The organism is Colwellia sp. BRX10-1, assembly GCF_014077545.1.
Taxonomy (GTDB): domain Bacteria; phylum Pseudomonadota; class Gammaproteobacteria; order Enterobacterales; family Alteromonadaceae; genus Colwellia_A.
The window spans coordinates 1-12,420 of the sequence record NZ_JACGWC010000007.1 but is presented as its reverse complement, the minus strand read 5'-3'; the positions used below and the strand labels follow the sequence as shown (position 1 = coordinate 12,420).

The 12,420-nt window shown below is 38.3% G+C and carries 9 protein-coding genes; 5 read left to right on the top strand and 4 right to left on the bottom strand.

Annotated elements, in window-relative coordinates:
• Window positions 1-43: 43 nt before the first annotated feature.
• The 3 genes from H4J75_RS07920 to fldB form a co-directional block, all read right to left on the bottom strand.
• Complete coding sequence (locus H4J75_RS07920; RefSeq protein ID WP_182216884.1) at window positions 44-1,105, bottom strand: FecR family protein; 1,062 nt, start codon at window positions 1,103-1,105, stop codon at window positions 44-46.
• A gap of 184 nt (window positions 1,106-1,289) precedes the next feature.
• Complete coding sequence (srmB, locus tag H4J75_RS07915) at window positions 1,290-2,531, bottom strand: ATP-dependent RNA helicase SrmB (protein ID WP_070376001.1); 1,242 nt, start codon at window positions 2,529-2,531, stop codon at window positions 1,290-1,292.
• Window positions 2,532-2,621: 90 nt separating this feature from the next.
• Entirely contained in the window at window positions 2,622-3,170 is a 549-nt protein-coding gene (gene fldB / locus H4J75_RS07910) for a flavodoxin FldB (protein WP_182216882.1), read from the bottom strand.
• Window positions 3,171-3,466: 296 nt separating this feature from the next.
• Here fldB and dsbC point away from each other — a divergent pair, with 296 nt between their 5' ends.
• The 4 genes from dsbC (at window position 3,467) to lysS (ending at window position 8,986) form a co-directional block, all read left to right on the top strand.
• Window positions 3,467-4,276, top strand: a complete 810-nt coding sequence (gene dsbC, locus H4J75_RS07905; protein WP_182221815.1) for a bifunctional protein-disulfide isomerase/oxidoreductase DsbC — start codon at window positions 3,467-3,469, stop codon at window positions 4,274-4,276.
• A 100-nt stretch (window positions 4,277-4,376) separates the two neighbouring features.
• Window positions 4,377-6,122, top strand: a complete 1,746-nt coding sequence (gene recJ, locus H4J75_RS07900; protein WP_182221814.1) for a single-stranded-DNA-specific exonuclease RecJ — start codon at window positions 4,377-4,379, stop codon at window positions 6,120-6,122.
• Between the two features lie 151 nt (window positions 6,123-6,273).
• Window positions 6,274-7,372 (top strand): peptide chain release factor 2 gene (prfB, locus tag H4J75_RS07895; protein ID WP_182221813.1). Its coding sequence is split into 2 segments (ribosomal slippage): window positions 6,274-6,348 and window positions 6,350-7,372, totalling 1,098 coding nucleotides; the frame shifts between segments, so codons are not numbered across the junction.
• A 63-nt stretch (window positions 7,373-7,435) separates the two neighbouring features.
• Window positions 7,436-8,986 carry a lysine--tRNA ligase gene (gene lysS / locus H4J75_RS07890; protein ID WP_070377186.1) on the top strand — a complete coding sequence of 517 codons (1,551 nt, stop codon included), beginning with the start codon at window positions 7,436-7,438 and terminating at the stop codon, window positions 8,984-8,986.
• A gap of 947 nt (window positions 8,987-9,933) precedes the next feature.
• On the opposite strand, the gene H4J75_RS07885 is transcribed toward lysS, so the two are convergent.
• Window positions 9,934-11,238, bottom strand: coding sequence for a DUF3667 domain-containing protein (locus tag H4J75_RS07885; RefSeq protein WP_182221812.1), 1,305 nt, complete (start codon window positions 11,236-11,238; stop codon window positions 9,934-9,936).
• Window positions 11,239-11,481: 243 nt separating this feature from the next.
• Here H4J75_RS07885 and H4J75_RS07880 point away from each other — a divergent pair, with 243 nt between their 5' ends.
• Window positions 11,482-12,030: a YkvA family protein gene (locus tag H4J75_RS07880; protein ID WP_182217566.1), complete on the top strand. Its 549-nt coding sequence runs from the start codon at window positions 11,482-11,484 to the stop codon at window positions 12,028-12,030.
• Window positions 12,031-12,420 lie beyond the last annotated feature (390 nt).

The window sequence follows — 12,420 nt, the reverse complement described above, 5'->3', positions numbered from 1 at the left end:
TTATTCATTGTACTTATCTATAGCCTATTTGAGGCGTTGACCATTAAATTATGGCGTCAGTTGCTTTGGTGATAACTACAGTGTTGTGACTTGTCTTGGTATATTTTAGGTCGAAATTATAGCTAATTGAATCTAATAAAGTACCAACATCGTCTGACTTAAAATAACCGGACACTTTCATTTGGGCAAGCGCTTTATCTTTGATGGTAAATTTAACATCGGTATAGCGACTAATTTCATCAAGTGCAGTGGCCAGTGATTCACCATCAAAAATAAGTATGCCTTTTTTCCAGGAAAGTTCCTGAGATAAAGTGAGTGATGAAATTTTATTTGTCGGTGATTGAATTTTGTTGATTATAGTCGATTTTTCACCTGCAACTATAATGCTATTTTTTTGCGGAAATTGAACCGTACTGGCTATTTTTTTCGTTAATGCCGGTAATGCTTCATTCGAATCAGCGATTAATACTCGCCCTTCGGTAACAATTAACTCTAACTGATTATTATCGCTTTTTTGTACATTAAAAATGGTGCCTAAAGCGGTAAATGATTGTTGCCCAGACGTGACACTAAAGGGGCGTAATTTATCTTTTGCGACTTCAAAAGAGGCTTCGCCTTTGATCAAATTTAATTGACGATGTTCTTCACTGAAGCTAATAGTGAGTAAACTATCAGTGTTTAACTCGACATTTGAACCATCGGGTAAGGTCACTTTTTTATGCTCGCCTATTTTTGTTGAAAATTGATCATAAATAACTTCAGATGACGTTGATTGAAAAAACGAAAATATAGGTTTATTTAAAAAAAACTCACTGGTAATGATACCAAAGAAAATAACACTGGCAGCCATTGATAATTGCATGAATAATTTTTTAGAGTGAGGAGAATGTTTTTTTTCTAAAGGAAATAAACCATTAAACTCGGCAAGTAACTTAGAAATTTTGGTCGAAGGTGAGTACTTATGAAGGGCTAAGTGATGATTGTTTTCTTGATTAACCCAAGCAACAAAAGCTTGTCGCTCTTGTTGCGATAATCCTTGTTCAATGCGAGATAGCCAATACTTGGCCTGCACTTCTATTTCATTATTATATTGTATTTTAGCCATAATAAATATTTTGTCTTCATTCAATTCACGCAAACATCGATATATTTATTCGACCATGCCGTGCATCCTAGCGTAATAGCAAACGGTTTTTTATTATCAAGTAAAACTTACTCTACCTAACAAATCAATATGATAATCAGGGCTTTCAAAACTAGAAAACCCTCCTATATTTTCTACTCTACCTTTATTTCTTTTTGTTTGCACGTTTTGCTTGTTTTTTCGCCTTAGCTTTTTTCTGTGATTTACTAATTTTGATCTTAGGTTTTTTCAAGGCAACTTTAGACTCTTTATATTGTGGTTTTAAGCCTTCAATATTTCGACGTGATAAACGCTCGTCCATGTAACGTTCAATCTTGGCAATGACAGGCATATCGTGTGCTTCAACTAAAGAGATAGCCGTACCTTTATTACCCGCTCTGCCTGTACGACCAATACGATGTAAATAAATATCTGCTTTGCGTGGCATATCAAAGTTAATAACATGAGTAATGTCATCAATATCTAAACCACGAGCAGCAACATCAGTAGCAACCAATACTTTTACCATACCTGAGCGTAAACGGTTAATGGCATGATTACGTTTGTCTTGTGGCATTTTACCTTCAAGCCAAGCACAGGGGATTTCTTCAGCGTAGAGTTTTCCTGACAAATGCTGGACCGTTTCACGTTTGTTGGCAAAAACAACCGTGCGTTCAAAGCCTTCTTGTTTTAACAAGTTGATTAATAATTTAAATTTATGTTCTTTGTCATCTGCTAAGTGAAGCCATTGGTGAATTTTGGCTTTTTCTTTTCGTGATGGGTGAGACTCTAAAAATACTGGCTCGTTAAGTACTTCTTTTGAAAAACGTAAAACACCCGCACCTTCGAGGGTTGCTGAGAAAAGCATGGTTTGCTTACGCCAGCGAGCTTCACCAACAATACGGTTAATCGCATCAGAGAAACCCATATCAAGCATACGGTCAGCTTCATCAAGTACAAGAATTTCAATGTCGCGGGCTTCAAATTGTTCTGATTCAAGATATTCAAGTAGACGGCCTGGCGTAGCAACTAGAATATCGGTGTTCTTAGTTAAGACATCTTTATGGCTGTCATAACTAACACCACCAGTGATCAACCCAGTTTTAATATCAGTTAATTCAGTTAATTGTGTACATTGCTCACTGGTTTGAATAGCAAGCTCGCGCGTTGGTGACAAAATAAGTACCCGAGGAAAACCTGGGCTTTTACGCGGGTAATCTAGCAGATGTTGAGCGATAGGTAATATAAAAGCAGCTGTTTTACCTGTGCCCGTTGGCGCTGAAGCTAAAACATCTTTACCTGTCATGGCGACAGGTAAAACCAACTCTTGAATAGATGTTGGTTTTTTATAGCCAGCATTTGTAATGCCGCCTAGTAGTGCTGAATCTAGGTCAAATTGCTCAAACATAAAGTATAATTTCGGTCAGGATAATATTGCCGTGAATTATAAAGCGAAACAGGCTATTTAGCTAAAGCTAAAGCTATTTATTTTTAGTTTTTATTCACTTTCAATAATCTCAGCTATTTCTCTTTGAATTTGTTGACACCACAATGCAATACGTTCATCACTTTGTTCGTATTGATTGTCTTCATCTAATGCCAAACCGACAAATTGACTATTATCTTCGGTGAGCGCTTTAGAGGCTTCAAACTCATAACCTTGGTTGGGCCAAAAACCAATAACAAAACCATCTTGGGCGATGACTTGTTCATGCAACATGCCCAGCGCATCTTGAAACCACTCGGTATAACCAATTTGGTCACCCATGCCATAAAGGGCGATAATTTTTCCTGATAAATCTAAAGTCGCGATATCATCCCAGTGGCCCTCCCAATCTTCTTGAATTTGACCATAATCCCAAGTAGAAATACCCATGATAACCAGATCGAAATCGTCAATCTTACTTAGTGGTGTCTCTTTGATATTAAACAATTCAACGTCGAACTCTGTCTTGAACTTTGCTTTGTCAGCAAAATATTGTTGAATTTTCTCCGCCGCCATTTCAGTATAACAAGTGGTAGAACCGTAAAATAAACCAATTTTCATGAGGTAGCCTTTAGCATCTTTTTTGAGCTTAGAAGTAAGATATTGACCGATTAACATTAGGGTCACTATTTTTGCGAGAGTTTAACAGATAGTTTATATCAAGGCAGTAAAATATATATATCGTTATAAAGTGGCTGTTTACACTTATTAATAGAGTGATATGACTAGGTTTATTGCATTTTATTTCAATTCCCTGTAATTTTACTCACTAAGAAACGGTCATGTTATATAGCTCAATTAATCTTGTGTAATCACTGAGATTACCGATTGTTAGTTCTACTTTTAGGAAGTCATTAATGTTTAAGAAAATTTCCCTTGCCCTTACGGCGGTTTGTATCGGTGTTGCTGGTTTAGTGTTTGCTGTAGAGCAGCCGACTGTGGTTGCAAGTAGCGCCTCAACCACCACATCTACCATCAATAATCCTACCGAATTCGATGCGGTTCAATTAAAAGCAAAGCTTAGTTTAATGTTAGGCCTAGAAATTGATGCGGTTAAACCATCAGCTATGCCTGGTTTAGTTGAACTTATCACTAACCAAGGTTTATTCTATGCGAGTGCCGATGGTCAATTTTTCATTCAAGGTAAACTTTATGGTTTAGGCGGCAAGGTTGTCAATTATTCAGAAGCAAGTTTAGCGCAAGTTCGACTTGATGGTTTGGACAAGTTTGCTGATGCGATGATTGTCTATCCAGCAAAAAATGAAAAGCATGTTGTTACCGTATTCACCGATATCACTTGTGGCTACTGCCGTAAGATGCATGAACAAATGGATGAATATAATGAAAAAGGTATCACGGTACGTTATTTAGCTTACCCTCGTTCAGGTGTGAAAGACCGTTCGGGTCAATATTCTCAAGGCTTTAAAGATTTACGCTCTATTTGGTGTCACGAAAATCCAGCAGATGCGTTAACAAAAGCTAAAATGGGTTCAAATGTTGCACAACGTATATGTGATAAACCCATTGAAGATGAGTTTGATTTTGGCCGTCAAGTTGGGGTTAGTGGCACACCGGCTGTTATTTTAGAAAACGGTATGATGTTACCTGGCTATCAAGAACCGGATGCGCTTGTTGCTATAATTGAACAGATGAAAGCGGCAGGATAAATTATAATCGTTTGTTAATGATTTAACCTAAGTGGCAGGCCAAATAGCCTGCCATTTTGCTCTCTTAACCTCATTCAATTAATCATCAGAAACTCTCCTTATGCAAAAGCAAATAGTACGCCGTGTCAAAGTTGAAGATAACCATCTTCCCAATCATCTTCATCCACTTATTAAGCAGATATATGCCAGCCGCGGTATTGATAAGGCAATTGAACTCGAACTTAATGTCAGCCAACTCTGTGCCATTGAAAGTTTAAAAGGGATTAATCAAGGCTGTGAGGTTTTATATGAAGGCTTAGTCGCGAATAAAAACATTGCCATTATTGGGGATTTTGATGCAGATGGTGCGACTAGCACTGCATTAATGATGGAAGCTTTACGTTTGTTTGGCTGTGATAATTATCAATTCCTAGTACCTAATCGATTTATATATGGTTATGGTTTAACACCTGAAATTGTCGAAATAGCTGCTAAGCAAGGCGCTGAGCTATTAATAACCGTTGATAATGGTATTAGTTGTGTTGCCGGCGTCGCTAAAGCCAAGTCATTAGGATTAGGTGTTATTGTTACCGACCATCACTTACCGGGCATGACACTACCTGATGCCGACGCTATTATTAATCCAAACCAAGTTGGCTGTGACTTCGCCAGTAAAGCGCTGGCGGGTGTTGGTGTTGCTTTTTATTTTATGATGGCAATGCGTAAATATTTACGTGACAAGAACTGGTTCGTTGACAAAAAAATAGCAGAGCCTAATATTGCTCAACTCCTTGACTTAGTTGCCTTGGGGACCGTAGCCGATGTTGTTTCTCTTGACAACAATAATCGAATTTTGGTTGAACAAGGCTTGAAAAGAATTCGTGCGGGAGTTACGCGCCCAGGCATTCAAGCGTTGCTCGAAATAGCCGGTAAAGATCAGAAAAAGATAGTTGCTAGTGATTTTGGTTTTGCTTTGGGTCCAAGAATAAATGCCGCAGGGCGTTTAGACGATATGTCTTACGGTATTAATTGTTTGCTTGCCAAAGACCTTGCTTCTGCTCGAGTAATGGCTGCTGATCTTGATGATTTAAATAAGTCGCGCCGAGAAATCGAGCAGGGCATGCAGCAAGAAGCAGAACAAGTGCTGAAAAGCTTAAATTTTTCTGATGATAACTTACCGCACGCGATTTCTTTGTTTCAAAAAGATTGGCATCAGGGGGTTATCGGTATTGTTGCTGGTCGTTTAAAAGAAAAGTATCACCGACCCAGTATTGTTTTTGCTGGCACGAGTGATGACCTTTCACTTGAGAAAACAGGAAAAACCAGTGAAATTAAAGGTTCAGCACGCTCTATTCCTGGTTTACATATTAGAGATTTACTGGAACATATTGACACGCAGCACCCAAATATCATTATTAAATTTGGTGGCCACGCCATGGCAGCTGGCTTATCAATAGCAGAAGAAAACTTTGAAGAATTTCAGCGCTTATTAAATCAATATGCCGAGCTTTGGTTAAGCAGTGACGATCTCAAAGGTACGCTCGCCTCCGATGGCGAACTACCCACCAATGAAATGACCTTATCTTTTGCTCAGCTATTACGTGATTCTGGCCCTTGGGGACAAAACTTTATCGAACCTTTATTTGACGATAAATTTAAGCTGGTTCAGCAACGTATTGTCGGCCAGAAACATCTGAAACTGGTTGTTGAAAAAGCGGGGCAAGTTTTTGATGCTATCGCTTTTAATGTTGACTTAAGCCGTTGGCCTGACCATCAAACTCAACAAGTCCACCTTGCTTACCGTCTCGATATTAATGAATTTCGTGGCAAGCAAAGTGTGCAATTTATTGTGGAATACCTTGAATAAAAGCCTGGCGATTCATTGCTTTATTTTCAGCCAGTTTAGTCAGTTAAATCGTTTATTTAGCGATGAAATTACGCTATAATGCGCGACTATTTTATTTTATTCTTTCGGGCGTGCATCTTGACGCCAAATTTGCGATGTAAAATTATAAACTATGATTGAAGCTAACCCGGTATTAAACAAGATTAAAGACATCCGCGAGCGTACAGATATGCTTCGGGGGTATCTTTGACTACGACCAAAGATCAGAACGTTTGGTTGAAGTGGTGCGTGAATTAGAGTCACCTGAAGTTTGGAATGATCCTGAACGAGCACAAGCACTCGGTAAAGAGCGCTCTTCTCTTGAAGCCATCGTTGAAACCATTGATGAAATGGATCGAGGCTGTGAAGACGTTGAAGGTTTAGTTGAACTTGCTCTAGAAGAAGACGACGAAGAAACCTTTAACGATGCGAACGATGAAATTCAAGCGCTAGAAAAAAGTTTAGAAAAATTAGAATTTCGCCGGATGTTTTCTGGTGAACATGACGAAAACAGCTGTTATTTAGATATTCAATCGGGCTCTGGTGGCACTGAAGCACAAGACTGGGCTGAAATGTTAATGCGTATGTATTTGCGTTGGGGTGAAGCACACGGTTATAAAACAGAAGCGATTGAAGTGACTGACGGTGATGTTGCCGGTATTAAAGGGTGTACGATTAAGTATACCGGTGAATACGCTTATGGCTGGTTACGTACAGAAACAGGTGTTCATCGCTTAGTAAGAAAATCACCATTTGATTCCAGTGGTCGTCGTCATACCTCATTTGCTTCGGCATTTATTTATCCTGAGATTGACGATAATATTGAAATCGATATTAATCCTGCTGATTTACGTATTGATACCTTTCGTGCCTCGGGCGCTGGTGGTCAACATGTTAATAAAACTGATTCAGCTATTCGTATTACCCATGTTCCAACGGGCGCTGTTGTCGCTTGTCAAGCTGACCGCTCTCAACATAAGAACCGTGCAACGGCGATGAAGTTGTTAAAAGCTAAGCTCTTTGAAATGGAAATGCAAAAGAAAAATGAAGGCAAGCAAGAATTAGAAGATGGTAAATCTGACATTGGCTGGGGTAGTCAAATACGCTCATACGTTTTAGACGACAGCCGAATTAAAGATTTACGCACAGGCGTTGAAAATCGAAATACCCAAGCAGTTTTAGATGGCGATTTAGACAAATTTTTAGAAGCCAGCCTAAAATCTGGTTTATAAAGTAGAAGAGCCTTGCGTGGCAAGGTTCGACAATCAAAACTTAAAAAGTTAACGAGAAAAAAAATGACCGACCAAGCACAAGTAAATCAGCAAGATGAAAACAAATTAATCGCCGAACGTCGCGGTAAATTAGCGAAAATTCGTGAAAACTGTCCGGCTAATGGCCACCCAAACAAGTTTGACCGAAAACACTACGCTGCTGATTTACAAGCTGAGCATGGTGAGAAAGATAAAGAAACACTTGAAGCTGAAACAGCAACCTATAGTATTGCTGGTCGAGTTATGGCTAAGCGTGGGCCATTTTTGGTACTACAAGATATGTCTGGTCGCATCCAAGCTTATGCACATAAAACAGTGCAAAAAGATATTAAAGAGCGTTGGGGCACTTTAGATATCGGCGATATTATCGGTGTTACCGGCACTATGCATATGTCTGGTAAAGGCGATTTATATGTCAATATGGACGAATATCAATTACTCACTAAGTCATTGCGCCCGTTACCTGAAAAATTCCACGGTTTATCTGATGTTGAAACTAAGTATCGTCAACGCTATGTTGATTTAATCATCAATGAAGAAACGCGTAATACTTTCCTTATTCGTTCAAAAATTGTTGAAGGTATTCGTCAGTTTTTAACTGTTCGTGGTTTCATGGAAGTTGAAACGCCAATGTTACAAACTATTCCTGGTGGCGCAACGGCTAAACCTTTTGAAACTTTTCATAATGCCTTAGACATTCAAATGTATATGCGTATTGCCCCTGAGCTTTATTTAAAGCGCTTAGTCGTTGGTGGTTTTGAAAAAGTATTCGAAATTAACCGTAACTTCCGTAACGAAGGCTTATCTTCACGTCATAACCCAGAATTCACTATGATTGAATTCTATCAAGCTTATGCAGATTACATTGATTTAATGAATATCACTGAGGATATGTTACGTACTCTTGCTGAAAACGTACTAGGTAGCTCTGTTATTCGTAACACAGTTAAAAATAGTGATGGCGAAGTCGTTGAAGAGAAATTTTATGACTTTGGAAAATCGTTTACGCGCTTATCTATGGTTGATGCTATTTTATTATACGGTAACGACCTAGACGAAAACATTTTACGTAACCCAGAAGCAAACTTCGACGCACTTAAAGCTATGGCCAAAACTGTTGGTGTTAAAGAAACAGAAGCATCAAAAGTATGGGGCCCAGGTAAATACATTTGTGAAATATTTGAAGAAGTTGCTGAGCATATGCTTGATCAACCTACTTTCATTACAGAATACCCTTGGGAAGTTTCACCATTAGCACGTCGTAATGATGACAACCCATTTATTACTGACCGTTTTGAATTTTTCGTTGGTGGCCGTGAATTAGCGAATGGTTTCTCTGAGCTTAATGACGCAGAAGACCAAGCAGCACGTTTCCGTAACCAAGTTGAAGGCAAAGATGCTGGTGACGATGAAGCGATGCATTATGATGAAGACTATATTCAAGCGCTTGAATATGGTTTACCGCCAACTGCGGGTGAAGGTATTGGTATTGACCGTTTAGTGATGTTGTTTACTGACTCACCAACGATCAAAGATGTTATTTTGTTCCCTCATATGCGTCCTTTAGCTGAGTAACCTTTATAAAGAACGCTTTTAGAAGCGTTCATTTTATTTTATAAAAGCCGGATAAGTTAATTACTTATCCGGCTTTTCTGTTTAGAAAGAACGAAGGTGTTATCAAAATGACTGAGTCTTATCCCTTTATCGTCATGCTGAATTTATTTCAGTATCTGCTTTTTGTGTTGTTAACGACGAGATCCTGAAACAAGTTCAGGATGACGGATGCTTATCCCTTTACCGTCATGCTGAATTTATTTCAGTATCTGTTTTTGTGTTGTCAACGACGAGATCCTGAAACAAGTTCAGGATGACGGAGGTGGTATCAGGATGAAGGAGGGGGTATCAAAATGACTGAGGCCTATCCCTTTACCGTCATGCTGAATTTATTTCAGTATCTGTTTTTGTGTTGTCAACGACGAGATACTGAAACAAGTTCAGGATGACGGATGCTTATCCCTTTGCCGTCATGCTGAATTTATTTCAGTATCTGTTTTTGTGTTGTCAACGACGAGATCCTGAAACAAGTTCAGGATGACGGAGGTGGTATCAGGATGACGGAGATGGTTTTAGGATGATGAAGTTAGTATCAAAATAATAGCCTGGGTTCAGACTAACAGTGTCTAGTTATCCCTTTACCGCCATACTGAATTTATTTCAGTATCTGCTTTTTGTGTTGTTAACGACGAGATCCTGAAACAAGTTCAGGATGACGGAGGTGGTATCAGGATGACGGAGGTGGTATCAAAATGACTGAGGCTTATCCCTTTACCGTCATGCTGAATTTATTTCAGTATCTGCTTTTGTGTTGTCAACGACGAGATCCTGAAACAAGTTCAGGATGACGTAGGTGGTATCAGGATGACGGGTGAGTTATCAGGATGACGACGGATACGGTATCTGGTTGACGGAATCCATATCAGCATAACGGGCTTGTATCAGGGCAGGGTAACTGAAACTGTTAGTTAAATATCTGTTAAGCCCCAAACGAAGGCAATTACACCTGTGAAGCCAATAAGTATCATATAAGCGGTACCGATAAACGAATATTTGATAAAGGTCAAAAAATAACCCTGTTTATAGACGCGCTTTTGCATGATAAATAAATATATCGGGATCCAAATTAATAAGGCTTTACTGGCAAATTCAATCGAGCCAGTAAGTACAGGGAGGACTGTTTCACTATAGCCAGCAAACACATCTAGTAACTCTACCAACAATATAGTAAAGAAAATAAAACTATGGCTGTGCAAGGCAACCGTTAAATGTTCCATATACAGTCGTTTGGAAAATATAAACATTATTTTTAATAAAACAGCAAAAAGAGGTAGTAAAACAAACATTAATTGCGGTAATTTTCCAATAACTTCTTGCACTAGTGGCGTTGCATCAGAGCGGAAGGCATTTTCTGCTTTCTTGATCAAAGACTTTGTAAACACATTAAGGCTTTTATTATTCTCGTCACTTAAAAAATCAAAAGACAAGGTACCATCGGCATTATTGCCTATGGTCGTAGAAGTTTTTTCTACATTATCTAGTTCCTCACCATTTTTAAATTTTGCAATATTTGAGGTTAATAAATCATAACGTTCTTTTTTATTCCCGCTAAGTGCTTGTCCATCTTTAAATTGTCTTAATTCTAAATCGACAAGTGTTTTGGTCATATCAATTAACCGTTTATTTTTTTCAATACTGTAATCTTTATTAATATCGGTTAAATAGGTTTCAAATTTTGCGATACTTTTTGTTGTTTCTGACAAATCAACGGTATTGTCTGGTGAGCCATCAATGGCTTTAAGCTTGTTTTTTTCAAGTAAAATAAGCTGATCTTTGATTTGAGTGATTGATGTCTGATTGTCGCTTACCGCGAGAAGAGTATTACTGTCTGAGAGCACAAAAAATTTTAAGGTAATAAAAAAGACAATACTCACAAAAAGGTACAGACGTAGCGGAGGCACGTAATGCACGCGTTTTCCCGCAATATACTCATTAGTTAAAAAACCAGGACGAGCAACTAATGGCAATATAGTTCGGGCGGCACGAGAATCAAAACTAAAAATATCATCAAGAAGGTGTAATATCACCACCCAAAAATATTTCAATGTTGATTCTGCTTGTTGACCACACTGACCACAAAAAGGACCGTTGAGTGGCTGATGACAATTATCACAATTGTTATTTACTGAACTTCTCATGCTATCAGGCTGTTCAGAGACTGATGGCGTGATATCAAGATCACTATTTTTTTTAACTAACTCGGTATTTTGCATAAAAGTTTCAGAATAAATACAAACAATAGAACAAAATCATAGCATTATGTTTATAAAAGTGTGAATGAAAAGTTATAAATATTTACAAATTAATTGAGTTAACTGCGTGCTGTTTGTATAACTATCTGCTAAATTTACTCTAATAAGAAAAATAGGGTTGAATGTACTATGTTTACTATTATGCAAAAAAGTAAATAATAAACAAAGTGTAGTAATAGAAAAGCCAAATACAGGAGAATTATAATGGCGTTTGAAGTTAAATTTGAATTAACAGAGTCAGACTTAGACCACTTCCGTGATGTAATGCGTAAAGCGCAATCAGGAGCTGCAAAACTTAGTGAAGCAGTTATTTTAAGTAACGCTAAGAGTATTAGCCAAGATATTAAAGGAAGTGTTCCAGAATTTGTCAGCGAGCGCATTAAAAAACTAGAAACTTTAGTGGCGATGATAGAAGACTCTGAATGGAAAATTCCAGCAGAAGAGCGCAGTGATGTGCTAAGTGCATTGGCTTATTTTAGTGATCCAGAAGATTTAGTACCTGACCATATTCCTGTATTAGGCTTTTTAGACGACGCCATCATGATTGAATTAGTTGCCGAAGAACTGAAAGACGATATTGAAGCGTTTCTAGAGTTTTGTGCTTATCGTAGCCGAGAAGAAGGTCGTAGTGGTGATGCTACAGTGACTCGTGAAGAGTGGCTAGATTCTAAACGTCGCGAACTTCATAGTCGTATGAGAAACCGACGCTCTACACGTCGTAGCGGTCGCTCATCATTTCGTTCAGTTTTTTAAACACTACTTTAAAAACATTGAATTCTAAAAGCTTACTCATTTTTTGAGTAAGCTTTTTTTATGTGTTTTTTATGAGGAGATCCTGAAACAAGTTCAGGATGACGGATGTGGTATCAGGATGAAGGACAACGGGGGTGTTATCAGAATGACTGAGGCTTATCCCTTTACCGTCATGCTGAATTTATTTCAGTATCTGCTTTTTGTGTTGTTAACGACGAGATCCTGAAACAAGTTCAGGATGACGGATGTGGTATCAGGATGACTGAGGCTTATCCCTTTGCCGTCATGCTGAATTTATTTCAGTATCTGCTTTTTGTGTTGTCAACGACGAGATCCTGAAACAAGTTCAGGATGACGGAGTTGTTATCAGGATGACGGAGTTGTTATCAG